Origin of the sequence: Paenibacillus sp. SORGH_AS_0306 (genome assembly GCF_030819345.1) — a bacterium.
GTDB classification, from domain to species: Bacteria; Bacillota; Bacilli; order Paenibacillales; family Paenibacillaceae; genus Saccharibacillus; species Saccharibacillus kyungheensis.
In genome coordinates, this window is sequence record NZ_JAUTBP010000001.1 from 3,841,828 (window position 1) to 3,862,689 (window position 20,862).

At 36.1% G+C, this 20,862-nt stretch carries 19 protein-coding genes; all 19 read right to left on the minus strand.

From position 1 onward, the window contains the following. Positions 1-83: 83 nt before the first annotated feature. Entirely contained in the window at positions 84-1,919 is a 1,836-nt protein-coding gene (locus QE450_RS16925; protein WP_307300758.1) for a 2-aminoethylphosphonate aminotransferase, read from the minus strand. Continuing rightward, a complete protein-coding gene (locus QE450_RS16930) occupies positions 1,913-2,605 on the minus strand; it encodes a class I SAM-dependent methyltransferase (protein ID WP_307300760.1) in 693 nt (230 codons plus the stop codon). The genes QE450_RS16925 and QE450_RS16930 overlap by 7 nt, the downstream gene beginning before the upstream one ends. Beyond that, positions 2,598-3,731, minus strand: coding sequence for a phosphonopyruvate decarboxylase (gene aepY / locus QE450_RS16935; RefSeq protein WP_307302739.1), 1,134 nt, complete (start codon positions 3,729-3,731; stop codon positions 2,598-2,600). The genes QE450_RS16930 and aepY overlap by 8 nt, the downstream gene beginning before the upstream one ends. Then, a complete protein-coding gene (aepX, locus tag QE450_RS16940) occupies positions 3,731-5,329 on the minus strand; it encodes a phosphoenolpyruvate mutase (protein ID WP_273613736.1) in 1,599 nt (532 codons plus the stop codon). The genes aepY and aepX overlap by 1 nt, the downstream gene beginning before the upstream one ends. A 52-nt stretch (positions 5,330-5,381) precedes the next feature. Continuing rightward, positions 5,382-7,430, minus strand: a complete 2,049-nt coding sequence (locus QE450_RS16945; protein WP_273613737.1) for a sulfatase-like hydrolase/transferase — start codon at positions 7,428-7,430, stop codon at positions 5,382-5,384. A gap of 33 nt (positions 7,431-7,463) precedes the next feature. After that, positions 7,464-8,603, minus strand: a complete 1,140-nt coding sequence (locus tag QE450_RS16950) for a DegT/DnrJ/EryC1/StrS family aminotransferase (protein ID WP_307300764.1) — start codon at positions 8,601-8,603, stop codon at positions 7,464-7,466. Positions 8,604-8,609: 6 nt separating this feature from the next. Continuing rightward, positions 8,610-9,248, minus strand: coding sequence for an acetyltransferase (locus QE450_RS16955; protein ID WP_307300766.1), 639 nt, complete (start codon positions 9,246-9,248; stop codon positions 8,610-8,612). A 12-nt stretch (positions 9,249-9,260) separates the two neighbouring features. Beyond that, on the minus strand, positions 9,261-10,400 hold the full coding sequence (gene neuC / locus QE450_RS16960; protein WP_307300767.1) for a UDP-N-acetylglucosamine 2-epimerase: 1,140 nt from the start codon (positions 10,398-10,400) through the stop codon (positions 9,261-9,263). After that, a complete protein-coding gene (gene neuB, locus QE450_RS16965; RefSeq protein ID WP_307300769.1) occupies positions 10,397-11,428 on the minus strand; it encodes an N-acetylneuraminate synthase in 1,032 nt (343 codons plus the stop codon). Before neuB ends, neuC begins: the two co-directional genes overlap by 4 nt. A gap of 19 nt (positions 11,429-11,447) precedes the next feature. Then, positions 11,448-12,158 (minus strand): acylneuraminate cytidylyltransferase family protein, encoded by a 711-nt coding sequence (locus QE450_RS16970; protein WP_307300771.1) that lies wholly within the window; start codon positions 12,156-12,158, stop codon positions 11,448-11,450. After that, positions 12,155-13,174 (minus strand): UDP-N-acetylglucosamine 4,6-dehydratase family protein, encoded by a 1,020-nt coding sequence (locus QE450_RS16975; RefSeq protein ID WP_273613743.1) that lies wholly within the window; start codon positions 13,172-13,174, stop codon positions 12,155-12,157. The genes QE450_RS16970 and QE450_RS16975 overlap by 4 nt, the downstream gene beginning before the upstream one ends. 49 nt (positions 13,175-13,223) lie before the next feature. Beyond that, entirely contained in the window at positions 13,224-15,035 is a 1,812-nt protein-coding gene (locus QE450_RS16980; RefSeq protein ID WP_307300774.1) for a motility associated factor glycosyltransferase family protein, read from the minus strand. A 119-nt stretch (positions 15,036-15,154) separates the two neighbouring features. After that, positions 15,155-15,502: a hypothetical protein gene (locus tag QE450_RS16985; RefSeq protein WP_307300775.1), complete on the minus strand. Its 348-nt coding sequence runs from the start codon at positions 15,500-15,502 to the stop codon at positions 15,155-15,157. Positions 15,503-15,504: 2 nt separating this feature from the next. Next, complete coding sequence (fliS, locus tag QE450_RS16990; RefSeq protein WP_273613746.1) at positions 15,505-15,888, minus strand: flagellar export chaperone FliS; 384 nt, start codon at positions 15,886-15,888, stop codon at positions 15,505-15,507. Between the two features lie 16 nt (positions 15,889-15,904). Then, the gene (fliD, locus tag QE450_RS16995) at positions 15,905-17,383 is read right to left on the minus strand and encodes a flagellar filament capping protein FliD (protein WP_307300778.1); all 1,479 of its coding nucleotides are present in this window, start codon (positions 17,381-17,383) and stop codon (positions 15,905-15,907) included. 12 nt (positions 17,384-17,395) lie between these two features. Next, complete coding sequence (locus QE450_RS17000; RefSeq protein WP_307300780.1) at positions 17,396-17,776, minus strand: flagellar protein FlaG; 381 nt, start codon at positions 17,774-17,776, stop codon at positions 17,396-17,398. A 173-nt stretch (positions 17,777-17,949) separates the two neighbouring features. Beyond that, entirely contained in the window at positions 17,950-18,717 is a 768-nt protein-coding gene (locus QE450_RS17005; protein ID WP_273613749.1) for a flagellin N-terminal helical domain-containing protein, read from the minus strand. Between the two features lie 241 nt (positions 18,718-18,958). Then, the gene (locus QE450_RS17010; RefSeq protein WP_273613750.1) at positions 18,959-19,726 is read right to left on the minus strand and encodes a flagellin N-terminal helical domain-containing protein; all 768 of its coding nucleotides are present in this window, start codon (positions 19,724-19,726) and stop codon (positions 18,959-18,961) included. Between the two features lie 242 nt (positions 19,727-19,968). After that, entirely contained in the window at positions 19,969-20,739 is a 771-nt protein-coding gene (locus QE450_RS17015; RefSeq protein WP_273613751.1) for a flagellin N-terminal helical domain-containing protein, read from the minus strand. Positions 20,740-20,862 lie beyond the last annotated feature (123 nt).

Consider the following 20,862-nt stretch of genomic DNA (forward strand, 5'->3'; position numbering starts at 1 on the left):
TTGTTATTTACGTGTTTTTATAATTTGAATATACATGATTGCTTATTATCCGTAAATAGTTCTATTACGCAACCCGTTTATTTTTAACGAATCGTATTCAAATAATCGCTTAACTTTTCGAGGAAATAAGTGATATCTTGATGATCAATCTCCCCAATATTAGCAATACGGAAAGAAGATAATTTACCAATTTTACCTGGATAAATCGTAATCCCATAACGATATAAATAATCGTGCATTTGATCAAAATCGTATCCATCTATAGTCGGTTCTTGAATCGTCGTAATAATTTTGGAATGGTGCTCTAATGGCACTAGATATTGAAGCTCTAATTGATCCAAGCCTGCAATCAACGTTTCCCATGAACGTGTATACCGCTGATATCGCTCTGCTACACCTTCTTGTTGTGTCTCGATAATAGCTTGCTTCAATGCATAAAAGGTCTGCACAGGTGGAGTAAAACGCATCTGTCCTGTTTTTTCAAAATATTCGTATTGTCGATATAAATTGAGATAATAGTTACGAGGAGTATGGTTTTGTAACGCTCGCAGTTTGGCCCGGTTCGCAATCACAAAACTAATACCCGCCATTCCTTGCAAATTTTTATTCGAACTGGATATCAAAAACGAAATATGACTGTGAAGCATATCAATAGGAATAGCACCATACGAACTCATCGCATCCACTATCAGATCTATATTATAACGTGCACATAGTTGACCCAGCTTATGGATATCATTTAAAATGCCACTGGTTGTTTCGTGATGCACAACTGCTACATGTGTAAATACATTAGAGTTATGTTGTAATACCTGTTCAATCTCGTCAAAAGCTAATGGCATAATAGGAGAACTAGCGAACACCTCATGATCGATTCCATAAGCGCCTACAATCTCAGCCATACGTTCACCATAAGCACCATTACTAATAATCAACAATTTACCTTCACCTACAACAGAACTAAGCACAGCTTCTACAGCAGCAGTTCCAGATCCACCAAATAATACAGTCGTAAATTGATCTGTAGGTGCGACAAAAGAAGTCAATTGATCTGCTGTCCACTTCATCAATTCACCAAATTCGGTTTCACGCGGGCAAATATCAGGGATCACTTGAGCTAATTTTACAGTATCCGTTGTAGTCGCCGGGCCTGGATTAAGTAAAATATTGCGCCGAACTGGAAAAGACTGCTCTGTGATATGTTGTAATCTAGGGTAAATGTCTTGCTTTGCACGCACTAGATGTTCTTCGGTATCAATTTCACACCATACATAATGCTCTATTTTTTGAACTAGCAATGGTTTGTTTTTACTTACAGCCACTAGTGCTTGTTCATAATCCCATTTCCAGTGCTGGGCAAATACCTCTGCTGACCACTGACACATGCGTTTGTACGTATCTATTGAAATTTTGCAAATACCTACAAGTTCAGCATCAGCGCTTTTTAATACAGATAACTGTTTAGACATATTAACAAGAAAATGATTATGATCATATTCAATATAGACTTCATCGTTGGAATGAGTTGTGCCACTAGCTAGAATAATATCTTGCGTAGAATCATGCAGTAGATATTTTAATCCTGATGGATCATACAATAAATCAGACTCCAATAATAGAAAATCTGAGTCTAGCGTATCTCTCATCTGGTATAACGTATACATACTACCGCTATCTTGATAGTCTTTGTTGTGGACACAATTGATTTGAGGATATTTCCTAGCCAATTCTTCATAAAACGCCGAAAGGTATCCTGTTCCTATCACAATATGCTCTATCCCGGAAGCAATTAATTGTTGGATAGAACGTTCGACTATAGCAAGCCCGTCGATTTCAACAAATCCTTTAGGTTGATGAGTTGTACGTTCTTTTAATCGGCTACCTAACCCTGCTGCTACAATAACGGCTGTATTTACCATTTCTCAATCACCACATTAAATCGAAATTTGTTGTTACCGTAATTCTGAATCTGTTGATCACTAGATTGAACACTGGCATGTTTACCTTGCATAAGTTGCTCTACAAAAGTGCGATCGTAAAACAAATGATCCAACCCTTTGTACTTTTCTTCGTATTCTCCTTCAGATAGAGCACCTTTACGAATCGCTAATGCTTCCTCTTCAAAAGCAATATCATTCAGATCGAGTAAAATCACTCTTTTGTTCGCTTTCGCATACATACGTTCAATCACTTCTGTAGCATACGTTAACGAAGGAAAATATTGAAAAACGCTATTCGCGATCACAACATCATAGGCGTGAGTTAGATCCAATTGTAAAGCTTCTTGAACCTCAAAGTTCATCGCTGGCATTACCATATTTGCAATTTCGATCAGACTAGCAGAATAGTCGATTCCACCTACAGCATGTCCTTGTTGATAAAAAGGATACAAAAATGCTCCACTACCACAACCAATTTCGTAAATCGAATCATCAGGAGAAATCTGTGCTAATTGAGTGACATATGCCGTATAAGCTAGCCAATCAGGCGCAGCAATTTTGCCTGCACCTGAATTAAAACCATCTGCTTCAATTAAAAATTGTAAATCTTGTTTTTCTGCTGGAAGTTGTCGGGTACGTGACCAAATCTCTTTCCAATCAGCCATTGATATACTTCACCAGCCTTTCTTTCACTTCGTAAGGCTTAATACTCGGACGACTCAAATTATCTTTCGCACCTTTGATCGTTGGTATATAGATGAATGTAAGTTGCGGCTGTTGTTGCCATAATGTAATCGCTGTTTCTAATTGCTCAGTGGTATAGACCACTTCAACATGATCATATCCACATCCAGCAGCGATCGCAGCAAAATCGATCGTCGCTGATACGGTATCTTGACCACCTGTAGAATCGTGACACTGGTTATCCAATACAACATGTAGCATATTGGAAGGCCCGTATTGTCCGTTAGTCGCTAGATTACCCATTCTCATTAATAAAGCGCCATCTCCATCGATAGCTATCACTTTTTTGGAAGGTTGTGCTAATGATACTCCTAGCCCGAGTGAACTGATACAGCCCATTGAACCTACCATATACAAATTTTGAGCAGAATCTTCTACTTCATATAGTTCTCTACCTGTAAATCCAGTAGTCGCTAATTGAATCGAACTGGCATCTTTTAAGCGATTAATAGTATCCAATACTTGAAATCGAGTGAGTCTTGGAGACTCCGTATCAGTAGGACGATTTACAGTACTAGGTTGATGAGTTAAGACATGTGTAGATTGTTTTAATGCTTCTTTGTTAAACGTTCCTTTTTTAACTACAAAAAAGAAGGTCTGATTTTGAGCAATATAATTATCTGCCTGTTGCAATTGAACTTGCGCTTCTTCCCATTCATCAGCAAGATAAGCCCACTTCACCTGCATAAGATCTAGCATTTGAGTAGTAATCTGTCCCATCAACTCATGTTGAGGTTCATCGGCTACTCCTGCTTCTCCGCGCAGACTGACAAATCCAAGCACAGGTAATTTAAAGGTATAATTTAATGACGTAAGCGGCGAGACTGCATTGGTTAGACCTGAATTCTGCATCAATACGACAGCTTTGCGTCCTCCCAAATAGGCTCCACTAGCAATAGCAACAGCATCACCTTCATTAGCAGCTCCTACATAATCACATTCATTAATCGCATAATTGATGAGGTCTTTGAGAAAAGAACAAGGTACACCTGTAAAAAAATCGAACCCCAATCGCTTTAACTCTTCACCAAAAACTTTTGTTTCGATCACAGCAGTTCACCCGCTTTTTGCAAATCAACAATGCTATCAATATTCAGCCAATCCCCTTTAATAAATTTGATAGCTATAGGATGCTCTTTAACTAATTCATTAAAAAGATCTACTACTGTTAATTGATTAAAATTCGATTGTTGTGCTAATTGATCTAATATGGCTTTAACCGCTTCAGCACCTTTTTGCGAGACTTTCCATAATCCAATAAACTCTCCATTAAATGAGTTGTAATCGTTAGACTCGCTAATACTAACAAGCTTCACAGCAGTCGAATACATATTACGTGAGTACGGCTTTTCAGACACTACCAAATCTTGAGGCTTACCAGACAATTCAGGATCAGCATCGACTACAATCGTAATATCATTTTCATCATTCAATAGATCATTTAAAATATAATTTTTGTAGATAATATCTCCGTAACTGATTAGAGTAGCGCTACCTGCTATTTTGTCTTTAGCGAGATATAAAGAACTCAACTCTTGTGTAGAAGCATAGTGATCATTATCTATCGTGGCGATATTATTTAACGCGATTTGGTCTTTAGCAAATCCACGCACGACAGCAATATCTTTAATACCTACTTTGTTAAGATCATCAATTTGTCTACTTAATATAGGTTTGCCATTCACTTTTAACATCGTTTTCGGTGTATCTTTGGTCAGTTCACCCAGGCTACCTTGACTCGCTGCCAAAATAACAGCATTAATCTTTTTGCCGGATGTTGGCAAATATCGTTTTTCTGCTTCTTTTAATTCATCTGCTCCTTGTAAGCTGAACACTTCAGAAACAGTTGTAATTTTGCCTTCAACATTGATCAAGGATTGATCGCGATAAATTTGTTGGACTGTTTGTTGCATCGATTGAATAGCAGAACGAAGAGTATGGTTCGCCCAGATTACCATATTGATCCCCATATCTCTAAATTGATCGGTAGGTGTTGAGTAATATTTGGTCGGTACAATCACGATGGGATGGCGATTGCCCCATTCTTTCATAAAGGCTTCAATATCTGAACTATCCGCCTTTTTACTGTGTACCAAAATTGCATCTGCTCCTGCTAACCGATACGCTTCTGCACGGCGTAAAGCTTCATCCAATCCCCAACCAGCAATAAAAGATTCTAAACGTGCGACTACGCAAAAATCGTCATCAAGTTGTGTTTCTTTAGCCGCTTGAATTTTGCCACAAAATTCTTCGATATCTGCTAAAGGTTGTGTTTCTCCAGAAATAAAAGAGTTGGTTTTAGGGAATAATTTATCTTCAATACATACACCAGCTACTCCGCGTTGTTCTAACTTACGTACTAATCTGCGCATGTTGTTGAAGTTACCATAACCGGTATCACCATCTAGTAAAATAGGAAGAGATGTTGCATCATTCATATATTCCATTACATCAAGAACTTGCGTCCATGAAGCTTCGTTGTTGTCCCGTACACCTAGAGAAGCAGAAATTGTCAATCCACTTCCCCAGATCCCTTTGAATCCTGCTTCTTCTACAATTTTGGCAGATATTCCGTTATGAGCTTCCATAATAAAATCAAGTTCAGAGCTAGTAATCATTTGTTTGAGCATTTGCGTTTTTTTCATAGTTATTTCATCCTTGTCTTTAAGTTAGTGGTAAGTCTCAAACAATATCTGATTAAAATTTAGCATTGCTCTGAACATGTTCCCATATGATCTGTTCATAATAATCTGCTCGATCTGCAAGTGCTTCTGTTTCGTCTTCCCCTGTCACTTTGTTAATCAATCGAAGAGTGTACTGATTAAGATCAATTAAGCCATCGTTTTGAATAGCCGTTCCGTTCTCAAAGTAAACATGATGCGTATCATCGGTCAAAGCTGCTTTATAGGTCTGATTTGGATGAATCGCTTCTGTATAAGTAAATGTTCGAGCGCTATCGCCACCGAATATGACAGGCAATTGACCATCAATCTCTGTTGCAGCTGGCAATTGAGCTAAATGAAGCAGGGTTGGTAAAATATCTATTGTAGCCATCAATTCATTAGATGTTCCAACTGGTGTAGATCCACCTTTGATCATTAATGGAACTTTGCGTCTACTTTCGTTAAGTAAAATATCTGTATTTTCTAAAAAAGACTGTCCATGATCTGAATGTAAAACAATTAAAACCTCTTCATCTTGATAATTGTTATTAAAGTACTCATATAATGTATTCAAATAAAAATCAATTCGTTTGATTTCATTGATATATTTATCATGTTTATTGGTGTCAAAAGGAGTAAGTACTGTTGTTGGACCTTTAGTATCTCGTTTCACTCTTTCACTAATATCAAGCTGTACTTGAGTCATTAAGTTTTGATCAATATCATCAGGAACATGATGTAGATCTGCAAGTGATATCCACAAGAAATTATTTTTTCCTTTAAATGCTTCCAGATGTTCTAAGGTTTCACTAACAATATTGGCAGTATCCATACCACCACTCATAAAGTTTTTATAAATAATACGGTCAAATCCTTTATGATAACCATGTGCTGGAGTAACACGCCAATCTCCACCGATTTGAGTCGTCATATAACCAGCTTCTTTAAAATACTCTTGCATCATTTTATTGTTGCTTGCAAAATCATAATTGAAATCTGGATGAAAAATATGATGATTGGTTGTATATTTTCCTGTATACATACTCGCTACACTTGGAAATGTCCATTCGCTAGTAGCGTAACAATCATTGGTGATAAAGCTATTTTTGAAGTAGTTATACGTATTAGGCATTAATTCTGATAAGTGATGTTTCTGTATAAATGCACCGGATACACCATCAACAAAGATATTAACAACTAATTTTTTAGATAGAGGACTGTCTGTGATAGATAAAGGTTTCCCAATAAAGACAGGTTTATCCGTTTTTATTTTCAAAGTACCAGTCTCATTAAATCTTAAATATTGATGTGAATTGTAAAATAAATCGTTATTTGCAAAAGAATATACTTTTTTATTAAGTTCAAAACTAAGGCTAGTCTGTGTATCTAAAACAGAAACAGGCAAAATAGTAGGTTGATCTAATATAATCTCGTGATGGGAGGAGTACACATTTCCCGGAAGTGTTTCTGTAGCATAATCAAATCTATTTTTTTGATCCACATTATGAATATTGAAGCTCTTATACATATTAGTCATGTAAGGATTAACAGTGTCTGAAGCCATCAATTGGCGTATTGTACTTTGTTGATAAGCATCTAAAGGAAAAGAACGATAATCTTTTTCTTGAAGCAGACGATTACCTAGATTGAAAATTTTTACTAATTCATTAGGTTCATTTTCATATACTTCTTTTAATAGCAAGTTCATACGATTGATATAAGTTTCAGCAAGATCACGCTCTTCTTTAGTTTTGGAGAATTTATGAGCTTGAATGTAATAGCAGAGACTCATCTCTAATTTGGTTTGCATTTCGTAGACTATCCCTGCATTCAAATTGATATCAAAATGAAAAGGATATTCTTTTAAGCCTTGTAGAAGAACAGCTTCAGCTTTTTGATATTCTCCTAATTGAAAATAAGCGTTACTTTTGATTGAGATTAGATGAGCATCACTGTTCGATTTTTCGTATTTTTCGATATTATTTTGTAAATTTACTACATTGTTGTTTTCAAAATCTGTTTTGATATCTTGATATAGTGCAGATAAATAATGAATACTTTGTTGAATTGGATATTTTCTCATAACTTCTCATCTCGATTCTTCTCAATATATAGCTTAGAAAATATCTTTCAACTGTTGCACAATAAATTCTTGTTGTTGTAAAGACATATTAGTATCAGAAGGTAAGCAAATCCCTTGATTAAATAAGGTGGCACTGATATCTTGTTCTTGATGTGTATAGTAAGCACACTCTTGAAATAAAGGTTGTAGATGTAATGGTTTCCATACAGGTCTAGACTCAATATTGTAGGTCTCTAAATGAGTAATAATATCGCTGACTGACACAGACGATTGCTTCGGATCAATCCAAGCAGTAGTTAACCAACGTGTAGATTTTCCAAAAGAGGTTTCTGGCATAAATTGAATACTTTGAATTGTTGATAGTTCATTTTGATAGTAGTCAAATATATTCCTTTTTTGTACAATCCGTTCATTTAATATTTGAAGCTGACCTCTACCTATTCCAGCAAGGATATTGCTAAGTCTATAATTATATCCAAGTTGACTATGCTGATAATGTTTCGCTTGATCTCTAGCTTGAGTAGCATAGAATCTTGCTTTTTCTAGCAGTGATAAATCTTCCGAAACCAACATACCTCCACCCGAAGTGGTTATAATTTTATTGCCGTTAAAAGAGAAAATACCGAACTTACCTAAAGTTCCACTCATTTGCTGTTTATATGTAGCTCCCAAAGATTCTGCGGCATCTTCTACAATTGGAACTTCATATGCATCACATATCGCTTTCAAACGATCATAATCTGCACTTTGTCCATATAGATTCACAATAATAACAGCTTTAGGTTTTTTGCCTTTAGCTGCGTATTCTGTAAGAGCTTGTTCTAATGCTACTGGCGACATATTCCAACTATCTGGCTCTGAATCAATAAATACAGGTGTAGCTGACTGATACAAAATAGGATTAGCACTTGCAATAAAAGTAAGCGAAGAACAAAATACGATATCGTCTCTGCTTATATCTAGTAAAATTAAGGCAAGGTGAATAGCTGCTGTACCTGAGCTCAAAGCAACTGCTCCTGCACTGCCTACATAACTCGCTATCTCTTCTTCGAAAGAATCTACATTTTTACCAAGTGGTGCAACCCAATTGCTATCAAAAGCTTCTGTAATATACTGTTGTTCCAGTCCACTCATATGTGGAGAAGACAAGTAAATTCTTTCACGATCTGCCATACTTACTCATCCTTTATCCTTTAAATTTTTAATCATTTTCGCCGGGCACCCTACTGCTACAATCTCATCTGGCAAATCAGAAAGAACGCACGAAGAAGCGCCTACAATAGTATCTTTACCGACATGAACACCTGGAATCAGACTAGCAGCTATACCAATATGTGTACGTTCACCAATAGACACTCCACCCGCAGTATGAACACCAGGAGATAAATGAACATAATCTGCAATAGAGCAGTCATGATCTACTGTAGTCGCAGTATTTAAAATAGTATGCTTGCCGATTACACTATCTGCATTTACTACTACATTGGGCATCATAACTGTTCCTTCACCAATCGTGACTTCAGAACCGATAATTGCACTAGGATGAATTGCTGTTCCCCATTTTATATTGAAATATTCTAATTGTTTAACAATATTCATTCGAATATTATTATTCCCGATAGCTACTAGAAATCGAGCATCTGGATAATCTTTAACAATTCGTTTGATATCTTCACTTTTTCCTAGTACAGGAATACCTTTAAATTCCTTGGCCTTAAAATGATCATCGACAACTCCAATAATCATTTCGTGATTGGCATGCAAGATATCTATAATTACTTTTGCATGACCACCCGCTCCATAGATGATATAACTCAAAAATTACACTCCTTAATACGTAATCATTTTCTGAATTAATGCATCGGATTTAGAAAATTGTTTGAATAGATTTACAATGTTCATACTGGTATTTTTTTTGCTATATACATTATCGGTAGAATTTAAGTTCTGTTTAAAAGAATCTGATAAAACGTGTTGAAGAGCCTGATCCAGTTGTTCAGCACTCTCAGAAATATCAATAATATTTGCCGAGCGTTCTCTGCCTTCTTGACGACTACCTATATTAATAACAGGGATAGCAAAAGAAGCAGCTTCGATAATTCCTGAAGAAGAATTACCTATAAGGGCTTCAGCATGCTTCAACATCGTTAAGTAATCTAGTTGTTCAAAACTCGTAATCTGATAAAAGTGAGGATTATGTTGATACTTTTGATAAACTTGAATAATCTGATCTGTACCTGCATCTGAATTAGGCATAACGCAAACAATATCTTTCGAGGTAGCTACCAATTTTTCCAGCATACGTTCTAATTCTTTTATATTTGCTTGTTCTGTTGTTACTGGATGATAAATAAACAATAGATATTGGCTGATATGATCTAATCCATATTTAATTTTAACCTGTTCGAAATCAGGCAAAGGTGTATTTAGCATAGTTTCAATTCGAGGGGCTCCTACAACATGAATACGCCAATCATTTTCACCAAGCTTTATTAAGCGCTCACGGCTACCTTCTGTAGCTGCTAAGTGAATATGAGCTAATTTGCTAATTGCATGTCTGACAGACTCATCAATCGTTCCTGAAACTTCCCCACCATGTAAATGAAAAAGAGGAATATTCATATGTGTTGCAACAATAGACGCAGCTAGCATTTCACCTCGATCTCCCAATACAAGAACACAATCAGGTAATAATGTTTCTATCGCCTGACTCATACCTACAATAGCAAGCCCAATAGACTTAGCCATATTGGCGTGAGTCGGTGATTGGAGTAGACAATCTACTTTGGCCGATACTGTAAAACCATCTTTTTCAATATGACTTATGGTATATCCGTATTGTGGAGATAAATGCATACCTGTGACTAGCAATTGCAAATCTAACTCAGGCTCTTCTTGTATTGCTTGTAAAATAGGAAAATATATACCATAGTCCGCTCTTGTTCCTGTTACTACAAGTACTTTTTTCATTTGAGATCATCCCATTGTAATAATTGATCTTCTAGCACATCATGCGTTAATTGCTTACCAATTAATTTTTGATAAAATCGAGGTTCAATACCTGTACCCGGACGTTTGATAGCAAGATCAGTTGAAGATAAGATATGTCCTGCTTGCTGAGCACTAGCCATTACAATACTTTTTCTAGCTACAATTTTGGTATTTTCTTCTGAAGGCATACATCTTTTGATTCCGTCTCCCAGTGCTTGTTCTACATTGCGTATAGCCTGAACCATTTTTGCAAAATCAGATGGTTCTAGCGAAGCTTTATGATCAGGTCCTGGTAAAGAACGATCTAATGTAAAATGCTTCTCAATAATACGCGCGCCTATTACAGTAGCTGCTATTGCAATTTCAATACCCGAAGTATGATCTGAATAACCAGTTACTTGACGGTATTCTTTGTGTAATGTGCGGATCGCATTTAAATTCACATCTTCCAAAGGAGCAGGATAGTCTGAAGTACAATGAAGAATGGCTACAGAACAATCCTTTAGGGTAGCTAATGGTTCACGAACCTCTTCCAAATTCGACATTCCTGTAGATAATAAGACTGGTCGCTTATACTTATTAATTTGCTCTAGAAAAGGAATGTTATTCATATCGCCAGAACCAATTTTAAAAGCATCAATACCAATAGAATCTAGAAATGTAGCACTTTCTTCGTCAAAAGGAGTCGATAAAAAATCGATATTTTTCTCATCGCAGTACTCTTTAAGCACAATAAAATTATCAAAGCTTAATTCTAACTTTTGTAACATTTCTAGCTGGCTTTCTGTAGATGATGTATTGTTTGTCTGATAATCAGCTTTCTGTGCATGTTTGGTCACTAGATGTTCGCTTTTAAAAGTCTGAAATTTTACTGCATCTGCTCCGCTCTCTACAGCTTGATCAATACATTGTAAAGCCAAATCCATAGAACCATTATGGTTAACACCTATCTCGGCAATGATGTAAGTAGAAGTATTACTATCCGAAAAAAGGCTTTGTACCGACATTATCACACCCCCATTTTTTTCAATTCGATCGATCATTTGTTGTTAGCATAAATTGAGCTAACTTCAAATCAAAATCAGTATCAATATCTATAGAACGTTCCTCTGGCATAATATATCCATAATTACGAGCGCCTACTAAAGAATGATCGATACATAATACATCTCTTTTCATAATATAAATAGCACCATTAAGCGCATATACATCTTGTAAATCTTGTCTACGTAAATGAGAATCTTGATGTTTTAGATAAGGGACTAGTTGTTCGTCCTGTAATTCTCTTAATAAATAAGGATGACTAGATGATAAAGTAACACTTTGCAAAGAATCAGCTTCATATTGCAGAAAAGTAGCAAATGCTTGTTCAATATCTTGCACCTGCCGCAAAGGAGAAGTTGGTTGCAACAGCATAATGTATGGATAATACTGTTTAAGCTGTTGTTCACAAAAGTCTACTGCATGTTCTAATACATCAATACTTTTAGCTTCATCTGTTGATAGTTCTTCCGGACGCAAAAAAGGAACAGTTGCACCAGCATCACGAGCAACTTCTGCAATCCGGGGACTATCTGTAGTCACTATTACTTCTGTAATACAAGTGCTTTGCAAAGCAGCTTCGATACTATACTGAATCAGTGGCTTATGATTTAACAATCGTATATTTTTATCAGGTAATCCTTTTGAACCTCCGCGAGCTGGAATAATAGCCAGACACCCTGTACTTGAACTCATAATACTCCTCTTTCAAATCCTAATCCATTGCGATCAATCAATGATCTTATTTCTGGCATAAATAGTTGAGGTGCTGTATGTGAAGAGTACTCTTGATGCTTCGCTTTTTGAAATCCGTTATATACTGATTCTGTTGTATCAAATAGAGATGGAATGATATACATTTTTTCATTTTCCATTGCTCGCTCTGATTCATCCAATGTCATCAATTCTTCATACAGCTTCTCACCAGGGCGTATACCTGTTTCATTAATAGAACCTTTAAATGTAATACCTGAAGCCTCTTCATAAGAATCGATAAGACATTGTGCCAAATCAGTAATTTTAAGAATAGGCATTTTTAGAACAAATACTTCTCCACCTTGCGAATACGTTGCCGCATCAATAACTAACTGAGCAGCTTGTGGAATAGACATCATAAATCGAGTCATTTCTTTATGTGTAACTGTAACAGCATTTCCTTTAACAATTTGATCACGGAACAAAGGAATAACCGAACCTCTCGATCCCATTACATTGCCAAACCGAACACAGGAAAAGACAGTATCTTTGCTTCCCTTATACATATTAGCAGCTGAAATTAAACGTTCTGATAATAGTTTGGTTGCACCCATGGTATTGGTAGGATTCACCACTTTATCCGTACTGATTGCTACAACTTTTTTAACATTATGCTCCAAAGCCGTTTCGATCAGATTTTGTACACCAATCACATTCGTTTTAACAGCTTCCATTGGATTATACTCACATGAAGGAACATGCTTTAGTGCAGCTGCATGGAAAATATAATCCACATCTTCCATCGCATAACTAAGACGTTTCTGATCACGAATATCCCCAATCAAATAACGTACATTAGAATATTCTTTTAATTGTTGCTGGATATCAAATTGTTTGCTTTCGTCTCTGCTATAAATCCTTACAGCTTTTGGCTCTTGCGATAATATATTACGAACAATTTCACTTCCGATAGATCCAGTTCCGCCGGTGACTAAAACAACTTTGTTTTTGAACATATTTTTCTCCTATTTCTTTAACTTGGATGTAAGACATGTAAGAAATATATTAGTGACTTTGAGAAAATTGATCCGGTCTAATCTCACTGATTTTAATTAAAGACTTGCTAAATAATTGTTCAAGGAACGGTTCTTTTTCTATTAAATCTTTAAGCAATTTTCCTAAATATTGATTGATTAATTTACATTTAATAGACAGATTTTTTTCTGTGACAATAAAAGGTAATTGTTGATCAAATTCTCTCAAATCTGTAGGCATAACTGTGTTAAAAATAGGTTCAAACCATTCTCGATTAGCGATTGTTCCCCATTTTTGCTCAATAAGTTCTAATGTTTTTTGAGCTTTCATCGGCTTTGTGCGACTGTGCTCTTCAATTTTATTCATCAATTTTTGGATTTCTGATATTTCTTTTTTCATTTCTTTGAGATCATTGATAACATAATTCATTTTATTTTGTACATAAGCTTTTGTATCGCCATTTATTTCTGATTTGGATTTTGCAATCAAAGATTCAACAGGATGTGGTTCAATATGCTGATCAGCAAGCATATCAAAAGCTTCTTCTATAGACATCCATGTTGTGCCTTCAATAACTGCACCATTTTTTGTAGTATTTATAAACTCTACCGATGGATAAGCATTAATGATATCTTCCAAACTATCCTTCATAAATAGAAAACTAGAATCGGTTAAATTATAAGTTCCTTTTACATTTAAAATCTTTTGTGTAGCTGTTTGGACTGTAACATCAGTATGTTTAACTTCAACGTGTCCTACTCCATCTGCATAATACTTATTATCCGGGAATGATAAATCTTGTCCCATCATAATAATACGAGTAGCACCCAGACGAATAGCCGCTTGAATAGCTGTTCCTGCTACAGTAGGCGTAGAAGAAATCGCAATTTGTTCCTTTTTTAAACCCATTAAATATTGAGAGAATTCATCATTACCCATTACGCTATAAATCAAGTCATGATGCTTTCTACCTGATATTTCATAATACGCTGACGACGTATGAAATAGAGGGGCTTCTAATGTTTTGGGATCTTTAAATACTTTATTGTTAATTTCGTTACCATCCATAATAACTGTCATATGGGGTTGAATATCATGTTTAACTAATGCCTGAATACTTGAACCTGCTGCAATAACTAATGCATGTGACTTCAATCGCTCAATCCATTCAATATCTTCTTGCAGGGAAGGACCGGAAGCTGTAATTACCGCAGTGACTCCTTCAAAAGAATTCAATAACTGTTCAATCGAAGGAGAAGCTAACATATTTGGCATTTGGTAAAGACTATTACGCACCCAATCTTGGCGGAAAAACTCTTCTGTTTTTTTATTTGAATTAAATGTAAAACTATATTCCGTAAATTTCTTTTTAATATCATGCAGTATTTCCATATCATGATCTAGATAATGTCTTAATGCTACAAAAGCCATCTCTTGTTGCATATAGCTACATACTAAATAAAATAACATATTTAGTTGCGATTCCCCTACAGATAACCAGTGTAAGTTAGGATGCGTTAACAGTTCTCTAAAATCGTAATTTTTCATTGATTCCATAAAAGCTTCTTCATCAGGCTCATATACAAATAACCAACGATTAGGATACATTTCCAAAAGATCAGCTATACCAAGACCCTGTCCGAATCCATAGACAAAAATAAGATTTAAATCTCCTACTGATCCTCGTACTGCCTCAAGCCATGCCTCATCTTTATCCCACGGTTCCATGATTATTTCTTTGTCTTTATTATAATCAAGGTCTATTGTAAGAGTCTTATGAGCGACATTGTTAAAACGTTGCTCTAGTACGGTTTGATTCAGTTCTAAATTAGACACTATCATACCACCATTCGCTCGTAAATTTACTTTCTATATGTAGTATATCGGAATCAAAAGGATTGAAGTGAACATTTAACATAAAAATCCACCTAGCTGAACAACTAGGTGGATTTTTATGTGTTTTATTTGAGACGATCTATAAAAAAACTATCATTCACAAAATTTTGATGATACGCCGTGTGCTGGTTACGAATATTACCTTGCTTTTCCAACCAATGGCCTGCTTCATCTTTAAAATAATTTAACTTCTGCATAATTAAAGGATCACAATCTAATAACTTCTGAATAACTTGTCTTTCGGTATCAGTGATATATTCTCGATGAGCTTGCATCTCTGCAATAATCACTTCACGTTCATTGACAAAATCAAGTAGTTCTTCTTCACTTATTATAGAAATGCGACTCACTACATTAGTTGTGATCTCTTCCAACTTTTGCAAATGGATTTGAATGTGATCAGTAGCACTCATCATTATACACCGCTAGCTGCTTCTGGCATTCTACTTGCTTCTACCCAAGTTTCTCGCAAGTCTGCTAAATGTACTAATACCTCTTCAGCTAGAGTAACATTTTTCTTGATATTCGCTTCAATAAGACTGTGCAACATATATTCATAAATAACAATTAATTCATGAGCAATTGGAAAATCAAAATTCAATGAAGAAATTAATTCATGTACAATTGCTTGAGCTTTACAAAGATTGTTATTTGCTTTCTGATAATCTTTTTCTTCAATGCCTTCAATACCTGCTTTTACGAATCGAATAGCACCATCATATAACATAATTAGAAGTTTTGGTTTTGAAGCTGTCTGTGCCTGCGCTTGTTGATATTTTTGATAGGGTGATTTAATCACTCTATCACCTCCTTATTTAAAGACTCGAAAGACTAGTTGACTGAGTATTATATCGGCTGATAGCAGTTTCCATCGCAGTAAATTTCTTATAATAATTAGTTTCAATAGTATTTAGACGACTGTTCCAATCAGAAATACGTCTTTCCATGCCTGTTATTTGTGTTCCCATTAAACTATTAACTAGAAAAGTAGAGTTAGCATCACTACTTACTTTAGATGTACCTGCAGTACTAGCCAAGCTTTCCAAAGAAGATTTAGCTACTTTTTTCATTCTAGATAGTATGCCATCTTGATCGGTATATTTATTCGTGTTTAGCGCTGTACTGTCTTGAGATCCAAAAAAGTTATTTACAATATTAGGATCTTTTTCTAAAGCTGTTTTAAGCTTATCAGGATCTAAAGTCAGTTTACCTCTAGTCTCATAAGTTCCAGTTGTAATACCAAGTTGAGCAAAACTCACTTTATTGCCATCACTTAAAGTAACGCCTTGAATCATAGCTGTACGCATACTTGAAATAGTATTTTGTAACATATCATCATTTTTGAGCATACCACTTTTAGCTTTTTTATTCCAAAGTGCCTGCTCGTCATCACTCAAATCTTTTTTCTGTTCATCAGTCAAAGGAGCATACTTTGGATAACGCTCTTCGCCGACTTTCGTATTCAAAGTAGATAGCACATCATTATAAGCATCTACAAAGGACTGTACAGTTGCTACTAATTTATCTGTATCTGCAGAAACACTAATTTGTGTAGATTGTCCTGTAGGTGTTACAGAATTTAGTGTAAGCGTTACACCATTCATAGCAAATGTATTGGATTTTTGCGTAACCGACAATCCATTCACTGTAAGTTGTGCATCTGCACCTTGAGCTACAGTAGCTGTATTATCCAATCCAAATGCTGCCAATGCTTCACCGCTAAAGGTAAGATTAGAATTACCAGTAGCCTTATTAGTCAATGACATTTTACCACTTGAAGGATCGAATACTGCTGTAACTCCAGCGTCTTTGTTCGAATTTATTTTTTGCATAAATGAATCAATTGAATCTGAAGGACTAAATGAAATAGAAGTACCATTTAGTGTAATCGAAGTTTCACTTCCGCTATATACTGTAGATAAAGCATCTGTACTTGCATGAGCACCTGCTCCAGTAGTTGATTTCACATTGGTAGCAGTAGCTAGTCCTTGTACAGAAACATTCAGTACTCCTCCACTAGCAGCACCCGTGGCTGTAGCAGAAACAGCAGAGGTATTACCTGTGATTGTTGCTTTCTGAGCATTAATCGAACTACTCAGACTCAAATTATTTAATTTATCATTTAAAAAAGAAACTAATTTAGTACTAACATCGCGATAACCTTCACGCTTCCATTCAACCAATTGTTTTTGTTGAGTTAATTTAGTAAGAGGAGCTTTTTCGGCTGTCATTAACTTTGTAACTGTTGCATCTATATCCATACCGCTAGCTAATCCAGTAATTCTTGTAACCATATCGTTTTCCTCCTACACCTTTTTATCGACAATTAATCCTGTAACTTCCATTAATTTTGCTAAGGCATCCAAAACTTTTTCAGAAGGTACTTCCCGGATCAAATCGCCTGTTTCTTTATTTTTTACTTTGATCATAATTGCATGTGTTTCTTGATGCACTGAGATTTCAAATGCTTTTTGTGGCCCCTGAATAGCATCAATCGTTTTTTGCAAATCTTTGATAGCCTGTTCCTGATTTTGTAATTTGGTCGCTTGAGTAGGTTGAGAAGCTGCTATAATAGCTTGTTCAATCGCCATATTAGGTTTAGGCTCAGTACTTACTTCTTTTTTAACGATGGTAGGTTGAGTTGGTATTGTACTTCCCATATTTCCTGAAGATGTAATTGGATCCATGCAGAACCTCCTTATTCAATATGATTATGTGTAAGTTGTAGTTTATTCTATTAGTGGTCTGTTTAGTATGTTACTATCTATATCGGTCTTTACAGGCAATTGTTTAAGATATATCGCATAAATAAGTAAAAAGACCCTGCCAAAGGCAGAGTCTTGAGTACTTGTTTTTCGTATTAACGCAGTAAGGACAATACGCCCTGTGGTGAAGAGTTCGCTTGGGACAACATCGATTGTGAAGCCTGTACCAAAATGTTGTTTTTAGACAATGCTACCATTTCCTTAGCCATATCGGTATCACGAATACGTGATTCAGATGCTGTTAAGTTTTCTACTGTTGTTCCCAAGTTGTTGGAAGTGTATTCCAAACGGTTTTGCACAGCACCCAAGTTCGCACGTTGTGTTGCTACTTTTTCGATTGCATTACTAATTGCAGATAATTTGCTACCTGAACCTAAGTTTTTAAATCCAGCTGTATTTACACCAGAAATAGTAATTTGGAATGCTTTGTCATCAGCTTGTACTTTAACGCTACTTGTAACGTGAATACCGTTAAAAGTAGTGTTGCTCATGATGCTATCGATTTGTGTACCTAATTGGCTTAATTCAGCATTGATGTTTGCTTTGTCGCCAGAGCTGTATGTTCCGTTTTCTTTCTGAACATTCAATTCTTTCATACGTCCGAGCATTGAACTCACTTCGTTCATTGCACCCTCTGCTGTTTGTGCGAAAGAGATACCATCTTGTACGTTACGTTGTGCTTGCTCTAATCCGCGAATCTGTCCACGCATTTTTTCAGAGATCGATAGTCCTGCTGCATCATCCGCTGCACGGTTGATCCGTAGTCCTGATGATAGTTTTTCCATGTTTTTACTTGCTGCCGCACTGTTAAGACCCATGTTACGTTGTGTGTTTAAAGCTGGAATATTGTGATTGATAATCATTGTTATTTCCTCCGTGAATTTAGTTATTCCACATCCATGTGGTTTTTTTGGCGAGTAAGCTCAAGATCGGCCGACTCTTGAGTCTTTCTGTCGCTCTATTATCTATATCGTCATCAATTTATGATTTTTTTATAGTTTTAATAATTTTCTTATTTTTTAATTGTAATACTCAACTATATTTGTGATATAAAACATAAAAAAGACCTTGCCAAAGGCAAGGTCTTTACACCAAAAGCTAATCTTAACGAAGCAAGGACAATACGCCCTGTGGTGAAGAGTTTGCTTGGGACAACATCGATTGTGAAGCCTGTACCAAAATATTGTTTTTGGACAATGCTACCATTTCTTTAGCCATATCGGTATCACGAATACGTGATTCAGATGCAGTTAAGTTTTCTACTGTTGTTCCCAAGTTGTTGGAAGTGTATTCCAAACGGTTTTGCACAGCACCCAAGTTCGCACGTTGTGTTGCTACTTTTTCAATTGCTTTACTCACTGAAGATAGTGCAGTACTTGAACCTAGACCTGTAAAACCACTTGTATTTACACCTGAAACAGTGATTTGGAATGCTTTATCATCAGCTTGTACTTTAACACTACTTGTAATGTGAATACCGTTAAATGTTGTGTTGCTCATAATGCTGTCAATTTGTTTACCCAATTGACTTAATTCTGCATTGATGTTTGCTTTATCGCCAGAGCTGTATGTTCCGTTTTCTTTCTGAACATTCAATTCTTTCATACGTCCAAGCATTGAACTTACTTCGTTCATTGCACCCTCAGCCGTTTGTGCAAAAGAGATACCATCTTGTACGTTACGTTGTGCTTGCTCTAATCCGCGAATCTGTCCACGCATTTTTTCAGAGATCGATAGACCTGCTGCATCATCCGCTGCACGGTTGATCCGTAGTCCTGAAGATAGTTTCTCCATGTTTTTACTTGCTGCCGCACTGTTAAGACCCATGTTACGTTGTGTGTTTAAAGCTGGAATATTGTGATTGATAATCATTGTTATTTCCTCCTTGAATTTGGTTATCCCACATCCATGTGGTTTAGTTTGGCGAGTAAGCTTAAGGCCGTACGCTCCTCAAGTGCTTCTTTCGCTCTACTCTTTATATCGACTTCTTGATCTTCCTTCTGTATAGTATATTCGTACTTTATTAAATATATTTTATCTTTCTCGCTCCTGCTATAAAAGTGTATAGAAAAAAGACCTTGCCATTGGCAAGGTCTCTAAAGTAATAACTAATCTTAACGAAGCAAGGACAATACGCCCTGTGGTGAAGAGTTCGCTTGAGACAACATCGATTGAGAAGCCTGTACTAAAATGTTGTTTTTAGACAATGCTACCATTTCCTTAGCCATATCGGTATCACGAATACGTGATTCAGATGCAGTTAAGTTTTCTACCGTTGTTCCCAAGTTATTAGAAGTGTATTCCAAACGGTTTTGCACAGCACCCAAGTTCGCACGTTGTGTTGCTACTTTTTCAATCGCTGAACTGATGTCTGTAAGTGAAGTACCTGCAGACAAACCTTTAAAACCACTAGTTTTGATACCAGAAACAGTAATACTAAAAGCTTTATCATCCGCTTGAATCTTAACGCCACTACCTACAATACTAATTCCGTTAAATGTAGTATTACTTAGAATACTATCTACTTGTTTACCCAATTGGTTCAACTCAGCATTGATATTGGATTTATCGCCAGCACTGTATGTTCCGTTTTCTTTCTGAACATTCAGTTCTTTCATACGTCCAAGCATTGAGCTCACTTCGTTCATTGCACCCTCAGCCGTTTGAGCATAAGAGATACCATCTTGTACGTTACGTTGTGCTTGCTCTAATCCGCGAATCTGTCCACGCATTTTTTCAGAGATCGATAGTCCTGCTGCATCATCTGCTGCACGGTTGATCCGTAGTCCTGAAGATAGTTTTTCCATGTTTTTACTTGCTGCTGCACTGTTAAGACCCATGTTACGTTGTGTGTTTAAAGCTGGAATATTGTGATTGATAATCATTGTTATTTCCTCCTTGAATTCGGTTATCCCACATCCATGTGGTTTTTTTGGCGAGTAAGTTTAAGGCCGTACGCTCCTCAAGTGCTTCTTTCGCTCTACTCTTTATATCGTCATTTGGTTATG

What these genes read in the sequence shown, in the direction of transcription:
- QE450_RS16925 (WP_307300758.1), bottom strand. Translation starts at nt 1,919, where the DNA reads ATGGTAAATACAGCCGTTATTGTAGCAGCAGGGTTAGGTAGCCGATTA.
- QE450_RS16930 (WP_307300760.1), bottom strand. Translation starts at nt 2,605, where the DNA reads ATGGCTGATTGGAAAGAGATTTGGTCACGTACCCGACAACTTCCAGCA.
- aepX (WP_273613736.1), bottom strand. Translation starts at nt 5,329, where the DNA reads ATGAAAAAAACGCAAATGCTCAAACAAATGATTACTAGCTCTGAACTT.
- QE450_RS16945 (WP_273613737.1), bottom strand. Translation starts at nt 7,430, where the DNA reads ATGAGAAAATATCCAATTCAACAAAGTATTCATTATTTATCTGCACTA.
- QE450_RS16950 (WP_307300764.1), bottom strand. Translation starts at nt 8,603, where the DNA reads ATGGCAGATCGTGAAAGAATTTACTTGTCTTCTCCACATATGAGTGGA.
- neuC (WP_307300767.1), bottom strand. Translation starts at nt 10,400, where the DNA reads ATGAAAAAAGTACTTGTAGTAACAGGAACAAGAGCGGACTATGGTATA.
- neuB (WP_307300769.1), bottom strand. Translation starts at nt 11,428, where the DNA reads ATGTCGGTACAAAGCCTTTTTTCGGATAGTAATACTTCTACTTACATC.
- QE450_RS16970 (WP_307300771.1), bottom strand. Translation starts at nt 12,158, where the DNA reads ATGAGTTCAAGTACAGGGTGTCTGGCTATTATTCCAGCTCGCGGAGGT.
- QE450_RS16975 (WP_273613743.1), bottom strand. Translation starts at nt 13,174, where the DNA reads ATGTTCAAAAACAAAGTTGTTTTAGTCACCGGCGGAACTGGATCTATC.
- QE450_RS16980 (WP_307300774.1), bottom strand. Translation starts at nt 15,035, where the DNA reads ATGATAGTGTCTAATTTAGAACTGAATCAAACCGTACTAGAGCAACGT.
- QE450_RS16985 (WP_307300775.1), bottom strand. Translation starts at nt 15,502, where the DNA reads ATGAGTGCTACTGATCACATTCAAATCCATTTGCAAAAGTTGGAAGAG.
- fliD (WP_307300778.1), bottom strand. Translation starts at nt 17,383, where the DNA reads ATGGTTACAAGAATTACTGGATTAGCTAGCGGTATGGATATAGATGCA.
- QE450_RS17000 (WP_307300780.1), bottom strand. Translation starts at nt 17,776, where the DNA reads ATGGATCCAATTACATCTTCAGGAAATATGGGAAGTACAATACCAACT.
- QE450_RS17005 (WP_273613749.1), bottom strand. Translation starts at nt 18,717, where the DNA reads ATGATTATCAATCACAATATTCCAGCTTTAAACACACAACGTAACATG.
- QE450_RS17010 (WP_273613750.1), bottom strand. Translation starts at nt 19,726, where the DNA reads ATGATTATCAATCACAATATTCCAGCTTTAAACACACAACGTAACATG.
- QE450_RS17015 (WP_273613751.1), bottom strand. Translation starts at nt 20,739, where the DNA reads ATGATTATCAATCACAATATTCCAGCTTTAAACACACAACGTAACATG.